The organism is Mucilaginibacter metallidurans (assembly GCF_003286435.2).
Classification (GTDB): domain Bacteria; phylum Bacteroidota; class Bacteroidia; order Sphingobacteriales; family Sphingobacteriaceae; genus Mucilaginibacter; species Mucilaginibacter gossypii.
The window spans coordinates 911,420-930,704 of sequence record NZ_CP043449.1 but is presented as its reverse complement, the minus strand read 5'-3'; the positions used below and the strand labels follow the sequence as shown (position 1 = coordinate 930,704).

Annotated in this window: 20 protein-coding genes and 1 pseudogene; 14 read left to right on the top strand and 7 right to left on the bottom strand. The window is 44.3% G+C overall.

What is annotated here, in order from left to right; all coding sequences use genetic code 11:
- Positions 1 to 186 precede the first annotated feature (186 nt).
- The 6 genes from DIU38_RS04090 (at position 187) to DIU38_RS04065 (ending at position 7,780) form a co-directional block, all read left to right on the top strand.
- Complete coding sequence (locus DIU38_RS04090) at positions 187 to 2,142, top strand: sigma 54-interacting response regulator (RefSeq protein ID WP_112654190.1); 1,956 nt, start codon at positions 187 to 189, stop codon at positions 2,140 to 2,142.
- A gap of 284 nt (positions 2,143 to 2,426) precedes the next feature.
- Positions 2,427 to 3,221 (top strand): alpha/beta hydrolase, encoded by a 795-nt coding sequence (locus DIU38_RS04085; RefSeq protein ID WP_112654191.1) that lies wholly within the window; start codon positions 2,427 to 2,429, stop codon positions 3,219 to 3,221.
- A gap of 55 nt (positions 3,222 to 3,276) precedes the next feature.
- Positions 3,277 to 4,242 carry an alpha/beta fold hydrolase gene (locus DIU38_RS04080; RefSeq protein WP_112654192.1) on the top strand — a complete coding sequence of 322 codons (966 nt, stop codon included), beginning with the start codon at positions 3,277 to 3,279 and terminating at the stop codon, positions 4,240 to 4,242.
- A gap of 252 nt (positions 4,243 to 4,494) precedes the next feature.
- A complete protein-coding gene (locus DIU38_RS04075; RefSeq protein ID WP_167516078.1) occupies positions 4,495 to 5,571 on the top strand; it encodes a tetratricopeptide repeat protein in 1,077 nt (358 codons plus the stop codon).
- A gap of 102 nt (positions 5,572 to 5,673) precedes the next feature.
- Positions 5,674 to 6,795, top strand: coding sequence for an ISAs1 family transposase (locus DIU38_RS04070; protein ID WP_112658656.1), 1,122 nt, complete (start codon positions 5,674 to 5,676; stop codon positions 6,793 to 6,795).
- 268 nt (positions 6,796 to 7,063) lie between these two features.
- Positions 7,064 to 7,780, top strand: coding sequence for a sensor histidine kinase (locus DIU38_RS04065; protein WP_149354027.1), 717 nt, complete (start codon positions 7,064 to 7,066; stop codon positions 7,778 to 7,780).
- 64 nt (positions 7,781 to 7,844) lie between these two features.
- On the opposite strand, the gene DIU38_RS32895 is transcribed toward DIU38_RS04065, so the two are convergent.
- Positions 7,845 to 7,985: a hypothetical protein gene (locus tag DIU38_RS32895; RefSeq protein WP_167516077.1), complete on the bottom strand. Its 141-nt coding sequence runs from the start codon at positions 7,983 to 7,985 to the stop codon at positions 7,845 to 7,847.
- Positions 7,986 to 8,160: 175 nt separating this feature from the next.
- Between DIU38_RS32895 and DIU38_RS04060 the strand changes: the two genes are divergently transcribed.
- Both DIU38_RS04060 and DIU38_RS34795 read left to right on the top strand, forming a co-directional pair.
- Entirely contained in the window at positions 8,161 to 8,652 is a 492-nt protein-coding gene (locus DIU38_RS04060; protein WP_112657427.1) for a cupin domain-containing protein, read from the top strand.
- Positions 8,653 to 9,087: 435 nt separating this feature from the next.
- On the top strand, positions 9,088 to 9,324 hold the full coding sequence (locus DIU38_RS34795; RefSeq protein WP_112657409.1) for an Arm DNA-binding domain-containing protein: 237 nt from the start codon (positions 9,088 to 9,090) through the stop codon (positions 9,322 to 9,324).
- 153 nt (positions 9,325 to 9,477) lie between these two features.
- On the opposite strand, the gene DIU38_RS04045 is transcribed toward DIU38_RS34795, so the two are convergent.
- Both DIU38_RS04045 and DIU38_RS04040 read right to left on the bottom strand, forming a co-directional pair.
- Entirely contained in the window at positions 9,478 to 9,891 is a 414-nt protein-coding gene (locus tag DIU38_RS04045; RefSeq protein ID WP_243770821.1) for a plasmid mobilization protein, read from the bottom strand.
- Positions 9,892 to 10,078: 187 nt separating this feature from the next.
- Complete coding sequence (locus DIU38_RS04040) at positions 10,079 to 10,999, bottom strand: toprim domain-containing protein (RefSeq protein WP_112657413.1); 921 nt, start codon at positions 10,997 to 10,999, stop codon at positions 10,079 to 10,081.
- 123 nt (positions 11,000 to 11,122) lie between these two features.
- On the opposite strand from DIU38_RS04040, the gene DIU38_RS04035 reads away from it, so the two are divergent.
- Entirely contained in the window at positions 11,123 to 11,392 is a 270-nt protein-coding gene (locus DIU38_RS04035; RefSeq protein ID WP_112657415.1) for a hypothetical protein, read from the top strand.
- Between the two features lie 123 nt (positions 11,393 to 11,515).
- Here the strand turns inward: DIU38_RS04035 and DIU38_RS33430 are convergent, their stop codons facing one another.
- Positions 11,516 to 11,665: a hypothetical protein gene (locus DIU38_RS33430; protein WP_208809220.1), complete on the bottom strand. Its 150-nt coding sequence runs from the start codon at positions 11,663 to 11,665 to the stop codon at positions 11,516 to 11,518.
- Positions 11,662 to 11,904 (bottom strand): DUF3276 family protein, encoded by a 243-nt coding sequence (locus DIU38_RS04030; protein ID WP_112657417.1) that lies wholly within the window; start codon positions 11,902 to 11,904, stop codon positions 11,662 to 11,664. The genes DIU38_RS33430 and DIU38_RS04030 overlap by 4 nt, the downstream gene beginning before the upstream one ends.
- 104 nt (positions 11,905 to 12,008) lie before the next feature.
- Here DIU38_RS04030 and DIU38_RS04025 point away from each other — a divergent pair, with 104 nt between their 5' ends.
- The gene (locus tag DIU38_RS04025; RefSeq protein ID WP_112657419.1) at positions 12,009 to 12,431 is read left to right on the top strand and encodes a hypothetical protein; all 423 of its coding nucleotides are present in this window, start codon (positions 12,009 to 12,011) and stop codon (positions 12,429 to 12,431) included.
- Between the two features lie 6 nt (positions 12,432 to 12,437).
- On the opposite strand, the gene DIU38_RS04020 is transcribed toward DIU38_RS04025, so the two are convergent.
- Positions 12,438 to 12,677, bottom strand: coding sequence for a hypothetical protein (locus DIU38_RS04020; protein WP_146752301.1), 240 nt, complete (start codon positions 12,675 to 12,677; stop codon positions 12,438 to 12,440).
- Between the two features lie 472 nt (positions 12,678 to 13,149).
- On the opposite strand from DIU38_RS04020, the gene DIU38_RS04015 reads away from it, so the two are divergent.
- The 3 genes and pseudogenes from DIU38_RS04015 to DIU38_RS33770 all read left to right on the top strand — a co-directional run bounded on the left by DIU38_RS04015 (position 13,150) and on the right by DIU38_RS33770 (position 15,240).
- Entirely contained in the window at positions 13,150 to 13,641 is a 492-nt protein-coding gene (locus DIU38_RS04015; RefSeq protein ID WP_112657421.1) for a Dps family protein, read from the top strand.
- 134 nt (positions 13,642 to 13,775) lie between these two features.
- Positions 13,776 to 14,471 (top strand): alpha/beta hydrolase, encoded by a 696-nt coding sequence (locus DIU38_RS04010; RefSeq protein ID WP_112657423.1) that lies wholly within the window; start codon positions 13,776 to 13,778, stop codon positions 14,469 to 14,471.
- An 82-nt stretch (positions 14,472 to 14,553) separates the two neighbouring features.
- Positions 14,554 to 15,240: pseudogene (locus DIU38_RS33770) on the top strand (alpha/beta hydrolase).
- Positions 15,241 to 15,349: 109 nt separating this feature from the next.
- Here DIU38_RS33770 and DIU38_RS04000 read toward each other — a convergent pair.
- The gene (locus DIU38_RS04000; protein WP_112657425.1) at positions 15,350 to 16,765 is read right to left on the bottom strand and encodes a sigma-54-dependent transcriptional regulator; all 1,416 of its coding nucleotides are present in this window, start codon (positions 16,763 to 16,765) and stop codon (positions 15,350 to 15,352) included.
- A 394-nt stretch (positions 16,766 to 17,159) separates the two neighbouring features.
- Between DIU38_RS04000 and DIU38_RS34610 the strand changes: the two genes are divergently transcribed.
- Entirely contained in the window at positions 17,160 to 19,238 is a 2,079-nt protein-coding gene (locus tag DIU38_RS34610; protein WP_279574061.1) for a sigma 54-interacting transcriptional regulator, read from the top strand.
- The last annotated feature ends 47 nt before the right edge of the window (positions 19,239 to 19,285 follow it).

The following is a 19,285-nucleotide window of genomic DNA, read 5'->3' as shown; positions in this document are numbered from 1 at the left end:
CATGTAGATCTCGGCATCAATTAAACCTTCATGTTCGTTATATTAGGTGAAAGTGATGTAATTTTAACTGATTTGAGTCGAGCGGCTGATTAAGCGTTACTTTCGATTCATTTGGCAGGATTTATGAATTAGTGCGTTTACAAAAACTGTAACCGCCGAATGTAATCAATATCAGGTGGACTAAACATGACAGACCAGTTAAGTAAGAAGATTTTGATCGTCGAAGACGAATATATCATTGCTGATGTTTTACGCAATTTATTACAGAATGCCGGCTATGATATATGCGGTATAGCTGATTCAGTTGATGAAGCCCTCGAGTTGATCGAGATCAATAAGCCTAATTTTGTCTTGTTGGATATTTACCTGAAAGGCAAATTAACCGGTATCGACCTGGCAAATCTGTTAACAGAAGAAAATATTCCATTTGTATATCTTTCTGCCAACTCCAATCAAAGTATCCTTGAAGAAGCAAAGAAAACGAACCCTTACGGCTTTATCGTAAAGCCATTCCGCGAAAAAGATATTCTTGTGGCTTTAGACATTGCCGTTTACCGGCATGAAAACAACCTTGAAAATAAATTGAGGCAAAATGCGGCATTGCAGAAAAAAGTGGCACGGATCATTGCTTTGCAAGCAGACTGGACTTACAAACTGATGCAAATCGGCCAGGCACTTCAGCCTTATATTCCATTCGAATATCTATCCGTTGGCCTTAAGTCAAATGACAACAATAATGACGAAATTGGATTTATGCGTATTGGATTCGAGGAATACCAAACCATTGGTCCCAAGGAACTTATGGTTATCACCAACAAGAAATCATATGAGCTTTCAGCCTTGAAAGGAAAAAGCACATGGGAGCAGTTGGCAACCTGGTATGACGAAAAGGAGCTGCAGGCGGCTTTTAATGAACAACCGATGAGAAAACTGATAACGGAAACGTTTTCAATGAGATCGCTTTTGGTTTTTCCCGTACCCTTGTCTGGCAACCAGGCAATTTATTTCTTTTTCTACGGCCGTCGGCCAGATGCATACGACTCTGATCATTTAATATTGTGCGACCGATTCAGGAATTTAATTGGTGATTTTGCCCAAATCATGGTCTCTGACTCAAAGAGCCCTTTGGGTAGCAACCCTGTTTATAATGGAGTGCACAGAACAGCGGGACAGGAAACGAGTGCTAATTTATTTGCCGGGATTATCGGAAGCAGCCACCTTTTGTTAAATGTTTTCGATAATGTTCAACAGGTAGCGCCGGCGGATTCTTCCGTCCTTATCCTGGGCGAAAGCGGGACAGGCAAAGAAAGAATCGCAGAGCGCATTCATTACTTGTCCCCGCGTAAATCCAAACCATTTATTAAGGTAAACTGTGCTGCTTTGCCTGCCACTTTAATTGATTCCGAATTATTTGGACACGAAAAGGGTTCATTTACCGGAGCGTTTGAGAGAAAAATAGGGCGGTTTGAACAAGCACATACAGGAACATTGTTTTTAGACGAAATTGGTGAAATCCCGTTGGAATTGCAGGTAAAGTTGTTGCGGGTACTGCAGGAAAAGGAAATTGAACGTATCGGGGGTCGAACTACTATTAAAACTGATGTTCGCATTATCGCTGCTACAAACCGCAATTTAGAAATGGAAGTCGCTGAAGGTCGCTTCCGGCTTGACCTGTATTACCGATTAAATGTTTTCCCGATTGTTATGCCTCCGCTACGCGAGCGTAAAGAAGATATCCCCGCGCTTGCTCATCATTTTTTAATTATTTACAGCCGCAAAACCGGGAAAGCAATTAAAGGCTTGTCGGAAAAGGTTTTGGAAAGTATGCAGACCTATCGCTGGCCCGGCAATATCCGTGAGCTGGAAAATCTGATCGAAAGAAGCGTGTTACTGGCTAAAAGCGACTTTATTGATACAATTGCATTGCCATTCCAAACTGAGCAACCAGCCATGAGTTTCATTGCAAATGCAAACGTTCAAACAATGAAAGAAAATGAGAAAACACATATTCTGCGGGCATTGAATGAATGCGGCTGGAAGATATGGGGCCCTGGCGGTGCCGCCAGGTTGCTGAATTTACCGCCGACTACCTTAAATTCCAAAATGAAGAAATTAGGCATTACAAGAGCCTTCCAAAAATAAGCGGGACAAGTGTTCGTTTGGCTGTTTTCCGGGCCAAGCTATCGCAGCAAAATAACTGCAATCAATGAATATCTAAGGCTACATCGCACTGTATTGATTCCCAAAATACCTTCTAAAAACAACGCTATTTCGTTATAATGCTGAGCCAGCTACGAGATAAAGTAACGCGGCTATAATTCCATTTTACAAAAATCTGATTATCAATCATTTTCAAGCACTGGCATATCTATTGAGTTGATCCCGGCGACTGCCAGTCCGATGGCAATTTTAACTATCAGAACACCATGAACAAAGAGTCTTCAAAAACCATCGTCTTTATAACAGGAGCATTTGTGAGCAATTCGTGTTGGGACGAATGGCGTATTTTTTTTGAAGGAGAAGGCTATACAACACTTGCTCCTCCATGGCCCGCTAAGGATGGCGCAGCCAATGACCTGCGGCAAACGCAACCGAACTCCTGTATTGCGGCCCTACGGCTGGAAAACCTAACGAATTATTTCGACGAGTTTGTCCGGCAATTGCCTGAAAAACCTATCCTAATCGGGCATTCGATGGGCGGGCTCATTACCCAAATTTTACTTGAACGGGAATTGGCAGCTGCCGGAGTAGCAATACACTCCTTGCAACCGCAAGGCGTCTTCACCTTCAAGTTCTCTTTTTATAAAGCCGGTAGGGGTCCACTTGGATTTTTTACTTCAGCAAAAAAATCCTTTTTAATGTCTTTTAAGCAATGGCAATACGCATTTACAAATGGGATGTCATATGAAGAACAAAAGGAAGGGTATTACAAATATCTTATACCAGAATCCAAACTGGTGGTTAGGGATGCCATATCCAAAGCCGCAAAGGTCGATTTTAAAAAACCGCATGCACCTTTATTATTCATAGCAGGCTCAAACGATAATTTTATCCCGGCGGCACTGAATTACGCCAACTATAAAAAATATAAACATACTGGATCGATAACCGACTATAAAGAATTCGAAGGACGAAATCATTTTGTTCTGGGTCAACCCACCTGGAAGGAAAACGCAGATTTTATTGCCCATTGGATAGAGCAATTGCCCACCGGAAAATAGAACAACTCAGCAAATGACAGTAACAATTATCAGACAATAAAACCCCATCAAAATCATGAAAACAATTACCAAATCATTTCTCGTTCTTTTAATAGTAGCAAGCGCCGGTTGGCTGGCCCCAACACATGCCTCAGCTTTCATGGCGGCAACTAAACCAGATGCTACGACAACGCCTGCGTCACCCCCAACTGGTTTCAAGCACCAATACGCAACAGTAAACGGCGTCAAAATTCATTACGTAACCGGCGGTAAAGGAGAGCCTTTACTTCTTATCCATGGATTCGGTCAAAACTGGTATATGTGGAACCGTTTGTTGCCTGAACTGTCAAAACACTTCAGGGTGATTGCACCTGATCTGCGGGGCGTCGGCGAATCAGCGAAGCCAGCCGATGGATATGACAAAAAAAATATGGCGGTAGATATGCACGAATTAATGAAAAAACTCGGCTATAAAAATATCAATCTTGCCGGACACGACATCGGCCTGATGGTAGCCTATGCTTATGCCGCACAATTCCCGAACGAAGTTAAGAAACTGGCATTGATGGACGCATTGCTGCCAGGGGTTGAGCCTGTCTGGAGCCAGGTTAAAGCCCAGGCATGGTGGTTTGGCTTTTTCGCCCAGCCACATTCAGGCGAGCTCGTTAGTGGCAGGGTTGGGACATTCTTCACCGATTTCTGGCCTGTGGTGGGTTATGTAAAAGACGCATTTACGCAAGCTGAGCAGAATGAATTTATCCGGGCTTATTCGGTTCCAGGTGCTACCACAGGGGCTTTTCATTGGTTCGGTGCATTTAACCAGGACGGCCAGGATAACCTTGAGCTGATGAAGAATAAGCTGCCGATGCCTTTGCTGGCTATGGGATCAGATCATTTTGCCGGTTCTTTTCTTGCAGAGCATTGCAGGCTGGTAGCCACAAACGTAAAGGAATCAATCATCAAAAATTCGGGGCATTGGGTTGTGCAGGAAAATACGCCGCAGGTTCAGAAAGATCTGCTCGATTTCTTTCTGCAGAACTAAGGCGGGTAATTAAAGTAATTCGCTATATTTAATTTTAATGGTCACTATGTTATTTGCTTCATTGGGCAAATAATGTAGTGACCGTTAGTATTTTTTTGCGGGCGATTATTTACAAGTCATGGCTCGTTAATCACGCTAATATTTTTTTAATAACCTTTTATCACAAATTGAACGATACTTTTTGGTTAATACTCAATGGCTGCACGATCTAAAAATACTATCCTGAAGTTTCTTTTCTTTGCCGGAATGTTATTGGCAATTGTTTCCCCTTGTTTCAGCCAGCAAAACAACTTATTAAAAAAACTTCATGATAGCAAGCCAGATACTGCTCAATTAAAAATCCTCCATGAATTAGGCAATTATTACCTCAAAAAGCAATATCAGAAAAAGAAGAGCGACCTGGACAGTGCAAAATACTTCTTCACTAAGGAACTTGAGCTTAGCAATGCTTTAAACGACACATCTAGGTATGGTAAGTACGAAAGCCTGGGCAAACTAGGAGAAGTTAGTTTTGCGAGAGGTAATAAAGACCAAGCCGATGCTTACTTCATGAAAATCATAAATCATTACCAGGACATCCACGACCTCTACAATCAGGCTGGCATATTGCAACGGTTCGGTGAGAAAGAAACAGATGCTTCAGAAAAAATTGAAATTTTAACGAAGGCGCTCGAAATTTTTCAAAAATTAAAAATGCCGGCGAGGATCATTGATGTCAACCTGGAAATTGCCGGCGGCTATGTATCGCTAAATAAATTAGATACAGCCCAACAGATTTGTAAAAAAGTTGTCAGCCAATATAAAAACGCCAACGACCTGCAACTTGACCAGGTATATAGGCTCCTGGCGTCTGTAAACCGATATCAAGGCAATTTGAACCAATCCCTCTTTTATATCTTGAAAAGCGTCAAAATATCGGAGTCAAAGGGCAAGGCCTCTGAATCGACCTATGGTGAACTGGCACAGATCTATCAGGACCTCGGAGAAACGGAGAAGAGCATTCATTACTACAAAAAGACGATCGAGCTGAGAGAGAAAGGCAATAACGTCCCGCAGGAATATATATTCAGGACAGCGGGATTCGTAGTGCAGGGTTTGATTAAATCAAAACAGCCGCGCGAAGCGCTGAATTATATCGAATATATGGAAAGGCGGCATCCGCATGACAGTAAGTTCATGGCTGCCGTAATTGAGCAAATCAAAGCAAACTGCTACGAGGCACTAAAAGAGCCTACTATGGCCGAGAAAAACTACCTGGCGATGATGAGAGATTACAATGAGGCCGGTATAAACACGGAAATAACAGGGCTGACGTATAAGAAACGGTAAAAATGAGTAGTGTTACCAACAAAATGTTGGTAAAGAGGGAATAAGTTTAAATGTTCGGGGGGGGGGTAAAGCCTTTTAGAGTTTTTTCTTTGTAAAAAGAATATGACAACCTCACTCCATGATCATTTCAGATGGATACCCGATCCGCGCACGGGCAATAATAAGAAACATAATTTACTGGAAGTAATAATCCTATCGGTATTGGCGGTTGTATGCGGTGCGGAAAGCTGGTACGAAATGGAGGAGTTTGGCAAGGAAAAAGAAGACTTTTTAAAACAGTTGCTACCGCTTGAAAATGGCATACCGAGTCATGATACGATCAATCGCGTTTTTATGATGATCGATGCGGATGTTTTTGAACGCTGTTTCCGCGCCTGGACGGCGGAACTTGGCCAGAGCCTTCAAACAACAGGTACATCTGGCGAAAGGGAACTGATTGCTATCGATGGAAAGAGCGTCTGCAATAGCGCCTGCAAGCATCAGGGATTGGGGGCATTACATTTGGTAAGTGCCTGGTCAGGCCGTAATCAGTTGGTACTTGGGCAACAAAAGGTGGCTGACAAGAGTAATGAGATTAGTGCCATCCCGGCATTACTATCTTTATTGAACATTAAGGGGGCAGTAGTCAGCATCGATGCGATGGGCACCCAAAAAGCAATCGCTGAAAAGATTATCGAAAGTCAGGGGGATTATATCCTGGCCCTGAAGCAAAACCATGAAACGTTTTATGACCAGGTAACCAACCAGTTTAACTTCAGGGAAGACAGTTACAGCCAGCATCTGGATAAAGGGCACGGGCGGTCTGAGATCAGAACCTGCAAGGTCATACATGAACTTAACTGGATTGACGAAAAGGAAAATTGGAAAGGAATAAAGAGTATTATCAAAATCACCTCCGAACGCATAATTGGGGACAGCCGTACTACACAAAATCGTTATTACATCTCCAGCCTTCAGGCAGACGCTGCCTATTTTAACAAAGCCATCCGCACACATTGGGGAATAGAAAACCAGTTGCACTGGCAACTGGATGTTGGTTTTGCCGAAGATTATAATACCACACGAAATAGTCAGGCTGCACAAAATCTTGCTGTAGTCAGAAAGATAGCTTTAAATATTCTAAAGGCTGACAAAACCAGCAAAGCCAGCATAAAGGCCAAAAGAAAAATGGCTGGGTGGAATCACAAGTTTCTCCTAACACTTATAGCTAACAAAAATTTCTAATGCGTCGGCCCTGACGGAAATAATTGAACTTGCGAAATACGATATTGCCAGTTTTTATGTACATCAGAAAAAATATGCCAAAGCTGCCTACTTTTCAAAGGGTGGAATAACGATAAACAGCATACCGCGGGCCCGCGATTTTGAATTACTTTTTTTTCAGATCGATTCAGCGCTACGAAATTTCCCTTCAGCCATAAACCATTTTAAACGATATAAAGCCTTAAGCGATTCGATTTTCAACGAAGCCACAAGCAAGCAAATTGCCGAATTGCAAATTAAATATGAAACAGATCAAAAGGAGAAAGATATCAAATTACTAACTAAGAGCAATCAAATCAAGGATAACATTGCCCGACAGGCAAATACTTCACGCAATGTTGCCTTGGGTGGCAGCGCCGCGGCAGTTTTATTCATGGTGTTATTTTATTACAACTACCGGCTCAAACAAAAAACCAATAACGAGATCAGGGAGAAAAATGATGCACTTAACCAATTAGTTAAGGACAAAGAATGGCTGATCAAAGAGATACACCACCGGGTGAAAAACAATCTTCAGATCGTCATCGGCCTTTTACAAAGACAATCGTCTTTTGTCGACAATGCCGAGGCATTGGCGATCATTCAGAATAGCGAACACAGAATGCAGTCGATCGCTTTGATCCACCAAAAACTTTACCAGTCCGACGATTTGGCATTAATTGACATGGCGGATTACATTGATGGATTTGTTTCCTATCTTAAAGAATACCTTGATCCACAAAGCCGGATAATCTTTCTGCGAGAGGTGGACGCGATACAACTGGATGTTGCACAGGCTGTTCCTGTTGGCCTTATTTTGAACGAAGCGATCACGAATTCTATAAAATATGCCTTCCCCGAAGATGGCTATGGAACAATCAACATAACTCTTACTGAAACTTGTGAAAACAGCTATTTATTGATCATAGCCGACAATGGCCGGGGCTTGAGCCGGGATTTAATATAGAGGAATGCCGCTCTTTAGGGATGAAACTTATTAAGGGTTTAAGTAAACAGCTAAATGGCAAGCTTCAAATCATCAGTGAAAAAGGTTTGAGCTTAAAGATCTCGTTCAAAACCGATGCGGTTTTAATGGGAGGATGACTAACCCCATCTTCTTTCTTTAACCACGGTACAGAACATCCCCCTCCCCAACTGGGATTCTTTTTCATTCAAGATTGCCTGAGACCACTGCATATCGTGGTTGTTTATTCACAACCTCGATATGTCGTACCGAAAAAAAACAACAACATATTAAATTTCTGATAATCAGAAATTTAAATCATTGGCATCTAAGTTGAATGAAGTGATGATATGAACATCTTTTTCACCTTTAAAAAAAACTTTATGTTTCGCATCCTTACTTTCTCGTTGTCGGCGCTTTTATTCGCCGGTACTGCCAGCGCCCAAATTTCCAAGAACGGTCAATTTCGTCTAAATCTCCACGAAGTGAAGACCCTCAAAACCGGTGGGGGTACAAATGCTCCCGGATCGTCCAATTATTCGGCTGTTAAGGAAATAGTAATCATGGGCAATCCCTCCAAACAAGGAATGTATATGATACTGCTGGAGATTGAACCGAATACCAAAATAGCCGCCCACATGCATCCGGATCAACGCACGGCCACGGTACTGTCGGGCACATGGCACTTTGGTTACGGTGACAAATTTGACTCATCAAAACTCAAAGAGTTGCCCGCGGGCAGTATTTATTCGGAAGTAGCCGGACAGAATCACTTTGCCATGACCGGAAAAGAACCAGTTATTGTCGAAATAACCGGGTTCGGCCCATCCGGAGTAACTTATGTCGATCCGAAAGATGACCCATCCCATAAATAGCATAATACTTCAACTCAGAATTTTGAAATTCTAATTGGGCATATTAGCAGAACGTCGATACTCATGTTAACATGAATTTCATTTACATATTGATTCAAACCAATTATTCTGACTATCTCTATCTTTTCCTAAGATTATCGGCCGCCATAATTATTGGGTCGAGAGTTCGAATCCCTCCGGCTCCACTTTTACAGCCTCAAAACAGGCCAAAACGCTATAAAACCCGGTTTTATAGCGTTTTTTTTTATGTTTTCTCCCTCAAAAGATATCAAAACGGCTCAACGTTCTGGAGACCTATTCGGAGACCTCGCAGGGTTTCTTACCTTAGGTCTCTCGAAATGCCTTAAGCTTCTGTATTTCAATTAGTTAAAATTCGTAACTCATTGAAAGCAGTAGTGTTAAGGACTATTTTTTTTACCTTTAATAACACTAAAAATGACCAAGTCTTTTGCCCTTTTGTTTCTAATGAAACGAACCAAAGCGTTACCTAATGGAAACGCCCCTATTTATCTAAGAATAACTATTGACAGCGAGCGTGTTGAGCTTGCTACCAAGCGGAACGCAAATCCTGAAAAGTGGAACAATGTTGCCCAAAAGGTATTAGGAAACACTGATGAAGCTCGTTCAGTTTCATTGATATCTAGCGTAAACTCGTTGCCCGACAGAATATAATACAGCTGCGGCGAAGCGATACGCGACATCGTGATCTTCGCCGAAGCGATCTGCCCCTCCAGTTGCTCCACCGCGTCCCGAAGGTAAGCGCTGACAAAATGGTTGATCAGCACATCGATCTCCTTTTCCGTACGCAACACCGTAAACAGCTTATCATATTCCGCCTGCATCAGCTCGATCACATGCGGCAGCGTGCAAAACTCGCCGCTCTGGTAACTGCTTAAATAAAACCATCTTATCCGCATCCCAGCGCCGCAGCCAATCCTGCATCTGCGACGCATGATCCAGCGTATGCAGCCGGTGCACCGCCTGGTTAAAATTCACGCCGATAGCATTCAGCTCTTTCTTCAGCAGCACCAATTCCGCCACCAGCTCATCCGCCGAAACATTGCGCGTTTTCACCGTCAGCTTCCGCCCGAACAATACCTGCCGGACATAAGCACTCAGCTTTTTCAGCGTCGTTTGCTTCCAGCGCCCAGACAGCAAATCATACTCCTTGGTCGTTAGCCGAAAATTGATCACCCGCCACCGGCCCGTCTTTTTCTGCGCTTTTACTTCATCCATCATATCCGATCAAAACAACCCAAAGTAAGCTTAAATACCAAAAACAGCCTAATTTCTCCACGCGAAGCCGCCCGAGTTCCGAGGGCGGCAGGATTAATTGTAAGACAACTATACATCTTGCCGTTTGCGCACAAGGCAAACTCAACCCATGGGCTGACGAGGGGAAAAAGAATAAACCCACCTACCCGCTTCACAAACCGCCGACCTTCAGGAGTTGACGCTGTTCCGGCGCCAACCCCTTACGGCAGAGCCATTCGTTTAAATCCTTAAACTGGCTGTAAAAACCGCTCTCATCCCAATAACGCTTTACCAAAGCCAGGGCCTCGTTCCGGTAACGCTTGCCCGTTGCGTCATTGTCCAGCCATAAATGCACCCGCTCATGCGATTCCAGGAAAGGCAGCGCCCGCCCGAAAAAAGCCGCGCTATTCAGCACCACCAGATTCGTTGCACAGGGATCATCATAAGGGTGCAGCACCCGCCAGGAAAGCAAATCAAAAAAACCCTCGAAAACCTGCACCGAAGTTGCCCCATAATTATAAGTTGTGATCGTTTTTGGCGAGCAACACCATTTAGCAATCTTGCTCCGGACCTCATACCCCCCGGCATCATTTTTAAACCCGATGCCATACAATTCGTGACCGCCCACCTTGTAGCGAACCTCCACACAAAACTCATCCGCAACCGCCACCGGGATACCCCGCTCATGCAGGTAATTTTTGAGCGGGAACGAAAAGATAGGCCGAACATCATTAACCACCAATTGCGGCTCCGCAACCACCGGCTTCCCGATGTGCAACACCTGCCCGCCAGCGCCCTCGCCATTATTGAACCGCACCAGCAATTCACTAACCGTGCAGCCAAAATAACGCAACCCCAGATCCACCAGGTTGCCACCCGCAGCCAGCCCGAAATCATACCAGCGGTTCAGCCGCTGGTTGACCTTGAAACTGGCGTCCGCCTCCTCCCGTAAAGGCGACCGGTACCAGTACTCATAACCCTTTTTCACCACTTCCGGCTCAAAGCCCAAACCGGCCAGCCAGGCCACTATATCCAGTGCCCTGATCTGATCCAATGACATCCGTTCCGCTTTCATATCCATCTCCTTCTTCATCACGAACAACCAAAAGTAAAGCTGCCAAACGACATCCACCTATCCTGACTAAATTTCGAACAGGATCGTTTCAATGCTTCCCCTTAGCTTTGTCCCATTATTTAACCATTTAAATTTTACGACATGGCAAAAGATGTGTTGGGAACGGTGTACGAAACCTTGTTATGTACGCCGGGGATGAATGAAGGCGTAAAAATCGATCTTAAGGTTAGTCGAAAGGTTGTATTACTATTAAACAGCGTGATCGAAAACGGCCTGCAACCCGATCAGGCAAAAGCCAACCTGCTGGCCCTGGTCCCTCCGGCAGATGTAGAAGAACTCAGGAATTTTTCTGATGAATGCCTGAAAAAAGCCGGGCTCAAAGAATTGAGCGAAAAGATCAAATTACTTTAAAATCAGGGGGGGCAACCACCCCTTTTAATTACCATCAATCAGCCTTGCCAACGGATAGCCAACATCCGTTCATTAATCTGCCGGATCACCTTATTGATGAAAGAAGAATAAAAAATCAAGCCCCTAAAAGAGGCTCAGTTGTACCATGCTAACCTGTGTCCCTTCAATGGCTTTTAAGGTTTTTAAGATCACATCCTGTTTATAATTAGTCGTATCTGTTACACCAATCTTTTCTGTAAACATCACTTTCAGCTTACTAAGCGCCGTGGTCAACGCAGCCTCGCGGTTCGCAAACGGCGGATCATAAACACGAACATCCCCAGATCCTCTTCCCAAAGCTGGACCGTCTGCCGGTGAAATTCACCTTCTTTATACTGCTCGCTCAAGGTGATCAGCAAAAAATGACTGTCATTCGCCGCCTTCTTCACATCGATAAAATAGCGCTTCTTCCCATGAGCGAAGTTTTCACTCGCCAGGTTGGGATAATTTGTTGTGCGCTGTGCTTTTTCCATGACCGTTGGTATTGGTAAAGCACAAAACTCTACAGTAAATCAATCAAAAAAGACAAAACACTGTTATTTAAACGATTATAAACGTTTCAATCCCAGCCGATCCAATGATACCTGACGACAATCATAGTACAAACGAAAAGGCCTGCCTTGAATGCGGCCAGCCGCTTGGCGCAGGCCGTGACGACCGTAAATTCTGCAATGATATTTGCAGGACCGCCTTTAACAACCGCAGGCGCAAAGACAACCAAAAGGAACCCGAAGCAGACCACCGGGACAGCCCCAACTTACGGAAGATCTATGAAATATTATTAAGCAACCGGGAGTTACTCATGATGCACAGTCTTTACAAAGACGAACCCTACATGCTCCGCGACCCGCTCGGCAAAGGCCTTAACCTGAAATATTTTACCAGCCAGTACGAAATGCCAGAAGTCGGCACCTTTAACTTCTGCTTCGACTATGGGTACCATATCACCTCCACCGGCAGGGTTTACATCGAGGAAAACGTACAGGAAATCTTCTGCTGATTAAAATCAATCCGAAAACCACCTACGCTTCAAAACAGCATCGTCACGAAGCTTGATGAGGATCAGGATCGTCGTCCGCAGAAAATATAAATAATCGACCTGCTGCTGCTTCGCGTCCTGCTCATAGGAACCATGCATGTATTGTGCATAGCAAAAATTAACTGAATTATTTTTAGAAGAGCGCACCAAATAAAACAGCAACGGCCATGATTTTGGGCGGTGCAGGTCGGCGATAGCCGCCTGCACCGGCGAAACGTACCCAAAATGGAGGCTGTTGCGTCGGCGGCGAAAAGCGGGTGAGCCGGAGCGGCGTGCGCGACAGCGCGCAGAGCATAGGTGAACTGGCTTTTCGCCGATCCTAGTACCAACAAATTATTATTTTAGCTACTCGTGAACAATACGGGGAGTGCTCATCTTATTTTTCATTTATTCTTGCCGCATTTGTATATCCAGCAACAGCACATCGCCCGATCATTACTAATGTGCAACCCATGCCTGTCAGCGCATTAGCTTCCGTATTTGTTAACAGTTTCGCCACGCACAACCTTTGATTTTTAGTTCCGGTGATCACTGTTTTAATTCAATACCATCATCTTCAATATTTCAACAATTCGACCGCTTAATCGTCTAATGTCGCAAATATTTTCGAGCTATCGTTTCCTATGCAATTGACAATCAATACAATGTAGTTTGGAATGGGATTAGCATAACAGGAAGTATGAAAATCAATATCGGGATTAGCGAAACGAGCACCAGAAAAGTAGTCGATGAATTATCAAAGCTATTGGCTGATGAGTTCATGCTCTTTACAAAAACAAAAAATGCGCATTGGAACGTAGAGGGAATTGGATTTCACGGGTTGCACGCATTTTTTGAAGGCCAATTCATTCAAATCGATGAAATCGTAGATCGGATTGCAGAACGCATCAGATCCCTGGGGCATTTCTCATTGGCCTCGCTGAAAGATTTCCTGCAACATGCCCGGTTATCAGAAACCATACAAGGTGATCATTCAGCAGTATCTTTTATAAAAAACCTGTCAAACGACCATCAAAGCCTCATCATAACCCTGAGAGCGAATATCGATCTGTTTGCAACCGAATACAAAGATTATGGAAGCAGCGATTTCCTGACCTCATTGATCGCTGAGCATGAAAAAATGGCCTGGATGCTCAGCGCGCATTTGAACGACAAGCTCACGAGTATCTGATCATCGATAACAGGCAGGGCTACCGGGAATAATTCATACTTCGTATATAATCTATCGTCCCGGCTAAAGAAAACGCGCCTTTAACACTGAAAAATCTAATCCACTCTCCTATTACAATAACAAATCTAGCGACAATGAAAACACCAATCAAAAATGTAGTGCTCGTCCATGGCGCATTTGCTGACGGCTCTGGTTATGAAGCCTTGTACCACAACCTGAAAGTCAAAGGCTTTAATGTTCTAATTGTACAAAATCCTTTGAGCTCCCTGGAGGCGGATGTCGAACAGGTAAACATCGTTCTGGACCGGATCGGCAGCCCTGCAGTGCTGGTCGGACATTCCTGGGGTGGTACCGTGATCACCGAGGCTGGAAGCCACACGAACACCGCAGCTTTAGTATATGTTGCAGCTTTACAACCCGATAAAGGTCAGTCAGCACTGGATTGCATTTCTTCGCTGCCGCCTTTGCCGGAAAACGGCATCCTCCCTCCGGATGATAACGGGATCGTTTACATCGCCAAAGAAAAATTCCACGCCGCTTTCTGTGCGGATCTCGACGCAAAAAAAGCCGAGTTTATGTGCGCTTCACAAGGCGCGTTTTACGCGAGCGCTTTTGCAACACCAGTTACGAACGCGGCTTGGAGAAACAAACCCTGCTGGGGGTGCGTCGCGACTGAGGACAAAACCATTAACCCCGACATTCAGCGCAACATGTACAGCCGTTCAAACACCAAAATCACTGAGATAAAAGGCAGCCATGTCATCTTCATGTCCCATCCGGAACTGGTAGCTCAGGTTATTGTCGAAGCAGCAGAAAGCGTTGCCAGCTAATTAATCACATGCAATGCTATCAGTTTCCACAAAGTAAAATTTCTTTAAACAAAACATATCAAATTCTTAAAATTTAATCATTATGACCTCTCAGAAAAAACCTTCAATCGTATTATGCCATGGCATATGGGCCGATGCTTCCTGCTTCAACAAGATCATCCCCATCCTGATTGCCCGCGGGCATGAAGTAATCTCCGTTCAATATGGACTGACAAACTTTGACCATGATGTCGCAGCAATTAAACGCACGATCAGCCGCGTAAGCAGCCCCGTAATCCTGGTTGGCCACTCATACGGCGGTGCAACAATCACTGCCGCCGCAAGTGATGAGCGTGTAGTTGGATTGGTATACATTGCCGCAGTGGCACCTGCTCCGGGTGAAACAGTTAATGGCCAGCTTAAAAAATTCCCGTCTGACATCTTCACCCGTATTGAAGTGGCCGACGGCCGCGTTTAGATGCTTCCGTCAGGAACCGAATTCTTTGCCGGCGACCTTTCGGAAGACGAGCAAAAAGTAGTATGGGCGACACATTATGCACCATCTGTAGAGCTGTTTGACCAGCAATGTATAAAGGAGATCACCTGGGATACCAAACCAAGCTGGTATATCTTATGTACCGAAGACCACACGGTAAATCCCGAGCTGCAGCGTTGGGTTTCTGAACGTATGGGTGCAAAAGTGACCGAGATAAAAAGCAGCCACGTGCCAATGTTATCTCACCCCGAAGCCGTTGTTGATGTGATCTGCGAGGCGGTGTCAGCCGTTTAACAAATTTATATCAATTATACGCATAGAGATCGCTAAAGCGGTCTCTATGCGTATTAAGAAATGAATAAGTAACCGGAACAGCTTATATACTTTCAATTATTTCCGGTAATCAGCCTTTATGATGGCTTCTGAGACCCTTGTCAGAAGATTTGACCCGGACTTTCTCAATATTGAGTTTCTTGAGCCGGGAATTAAGCGTAGGCACTTTTACTCCCAATATTTCGGCCGCCCCTCCAGGCCCGTATACTTTCCAATTGCACTTTTCCAGCACCGCGATGATATGATCACGTTCCACTTCTTCTATCGTCCTCAAATGACTTTTTTCTATGGCAGTTTTGCCTGCAGGCTCCGGAAGATGGCCAAATGTCGGAATGATGGATGCCGTGCCTAACAGGATACTGCGGTGGACCAAATTTTCGAGCTCGCGGATATTGCCCGGCCAATCATAATTCATAGCCTCCTGCATCGCCACATCACTGATACCGGTAACACTACGGCCTTCTACTTTACTTATTTTGGCAATGAAATGATCGATCAGTAACGGCAGATCCTCTTTTCTTTCACGCAATGGCGGTGAGACTAGTGGAAATACGTTGAGCCGGTAATACAAATCCGCCCGGAATCTACCCGCAATTATATCCTCCTGAAGATTGCGATTAGTCGCTGCGATAACCCGAACATTGACCTTCTTGGTTTTGCCGCCAATTACTTCGATCTCCTTTTCCTGTAATACCCTTAAAAACTTGGCCTGAACATCAACAGGTAATTCGCCGATCTCGTCCAGGAAGATCGTCCCGCCATCGGCCTGCTCAAACCGGCCGATCCGTTTATCTAATGCGTTGGTGAAAGCGCCTTTTTCATGCCCGAAAAGTTCAGACTCGATCAGGCTTGGGGGCAATGCCGCACAATTGATACAGATCAATAGCTGCCTGGCCCGCGTGGACAACAAATGAATATGGCGTGCGATCAGTTCCTTTCCGGTGCCGCTTTCGCCAAAAATCATTACCGAAACATCGGACGATGCGATCCTTAGCATATGTTGTTGCAGGGCCCGGATTTGGTCTGACTGGCCGATCATACCTGCGAATGCCGGGTTACCCATATTCCGGTCCGCAGTTATATCTAGTCTTTGCTTTGCTAAAGAGAGATTTTCCTGGTGCGCATATAAGGCAACCTCCAGCATGATCAATATATCTTTTTCCCGGTATGGCTTAGCCAGAAAGCCGTAGGGCCGGGTTATTTTCGCAGCATCAAGAAATTGCTGTTTCGAGTTTCCCGAGAGGTATATAAAAGCGATATTTTTCCGGGAAAGCAATTTAGCCAGATCGATCCCGTTCAGTCTTCCTTTGAGCTGAATATCAAGCAGCACCAGGTCGGGACCTTCCTGCTCAATGATTTTAACGGCAGCTGAAACGGACCTGGCAACGGTACATACCCGGTAATCCGCCCTCCGCAACATCACCTCAAGATTATTAGCTTCCATGTATTGATCTTCTACGATCAGAATTTTAGCCTTGTATTTCATCCTGATAATTCTTAAGTTCTTAATCGGACCGGACTCATCTCGCCTGCCAGTGTATCTTGCCGATCTTTAACTACACAAATCTTAATTTTCAAGTAATATTAAGCAATTTCAGACAATTCTAGGAACCGCTTAAAGGCTCCCAAAGTACTTCCCTGATCATTTACACCAATCCTTTCTTAAGTTTGTTGATATAACACCAAACAACAAATCGGTTTTGATGCTATATCAACAAACTAAAGCCCGAATTTAAAAACAACTTGCTATTTTTCAACAACTTACCAAAAGGCACACTATTTGCAAAATAGATAATGATCAACCATGATTTTTTTATTAAAGCAGAATAGATTATTTGAAGAGTTGCTCCTGGACGAAGTCTTCCAAGAGCCTTCTTTGAATGAATAAAACCATGAAAGAGCCTAAAAGTGAATGGAAAAATAATTTTGCCCATTTCATCCCTGAATTAAGAAAGCTAATTGCGGATGTGCGGGAACGCAATGACCTCATCAAACTGTTGTCAGATTCGTTGCATGATATAAACGAATTTTCCAGTGTCCGCATCCATTCAGTCGACCATCGCACCAACACCTACTTCCCTTTTTTTCTCGATCAAAAATCAGGCGCAAGAAATCTCAGCGAATTTAAAGCACTTTCAAACGCCAGAGCCTCCTTAGACGATCCGATCATCTGTGATGCAATCGTTGCTGATAACAGCTTTATCGTTTGCTTAAATGATTTTGCCGGCGCCGAATCCATTCCCTATTGGTTGCGCGTGAATATAGATTATGGCCTCAGGGAAGTATTAGTCACTCCCTTGAAAATCAAAAGCGACATCGTGGGCATATGCTATTGCTGGTCTGACAAATCAAACTCGTTCAGCAGCACATTTATCCATATTATGGATAGTCTGTCGACAGAGCTGGCGTACGTATCCAATACGATCATTCATGAAATGCTTGATCCCCGGGGATGGATCAATGATATGCTTTTAAACTTCAGCTATGATTTATCTGCCGTACGTACGCTGCAAGAGCTTCATCTCGTTATGGAACGTGATCTGAAAAAGCTTTTTCATTTTGACGAGTTCCTGATCATCACTTTTGCCCCTCCCCGCAACAGCGATAGCATCTTGCTGACCAGCCTTGGTCCGCGACCGGAACTGCTGGACTGGATCCGGACAAATATGACCAACGAAACTGTTTGGCAACAAACGGCCAATACAACCGCTCCGGTCATTATCAACGTTGAAGATATCGATTTCCATGATGCCCCTCCATGTCTTGATCCGGCCGATAGGAATAATGGCGGCGAAATCATGTTGAAGATCCTTTCGGAAAATAACGATTTCAAGTATGGACTGATCCTTATTTCATACAAAAAAAACGTGTTTGACCCTCTTGACCGGCACATTACACAGTGTATTTCCCGCCACCTCGCTACCACCGTTTCGAATATCCTGGCCAATGCAGAGTTAGAACGTAAAGAAAAACACCGGGCGCTTCTGCTTTCATTAAGCCACGATATTGCAGCAGTCCGTAATAAGGATGACCTCACCAAGGCGATAGAGAAAGTAGTCAGCCAGTTATCCAGCATATCCAGGTTCGTGATCCGGGGAATTAATGAAGATAAAAAAACCATGAGCCTTTTTTTATATGACAAGCATGTAAAAACGGCGATTGAAGAGCTCGGCCACTATTTCGTGCTTGACGCTGTTTATCCCATAGCGGATGGCATATCCGATCTTGTTTTAGCGGGAAATGCCACGATCGTATTTGATTTGCAGGAATGGATCGATAAAGGAAACGCGCCTTCCTATTTTCACTTTTGGAGAAGCATGGACGTAGAAAAATGTGTAGCGACACCCTTACAGACGGCAACCCAAAAGCTGGGAATTTTCTGGGTCGATTCAGATGAACCGGATATCGAGATGATGGATAGCATGTGCGCCCAAATTTCGATAGCCATGTCGAATATTATGGCAAACGAACAGCTGATTCAGTATAAGCAACTACTGGAAAGTGAAAATGAACATTTGCAGGAGCAAATCAAGTCGATCTATAATTTTTCTGATATCATAGGGACGAGTGCGCCTATGAAACGTGTTTATCAGTTAATGTCACTGGTAGCGCATTCCAACGCAACCGTGCTTATTCAGGGTGAAACCGGTACGGGTAAAGAACTGATTGCGCGTGGCATTCACGAATCATCCCCACGAAAGAATAAGCTGATGGTTAAAGTGAACTGTGCGGCGCTTCCGCTGACGCTGATAGAGTCCGAGTTATTCGGTTACGAGCGGGGGGCATTTACCGGCGCGTTCGAGCGAAGGATCGGAAAGTTTGAACTTGCGCATCACGGCACCCTGTTTCTTGATGAAATCGGCGAATTGCCCTTAGAAGTCCAGGTAAAACTTTTGCGCGTTTTACAGGAACGGGAATTTGAAAGGTTAGGTAGTAAAACTGGAGATTATGATGAATGAGACCACACCATTTCGGCGCAAGCTGACCCACTGTTTCGGGGCAAACT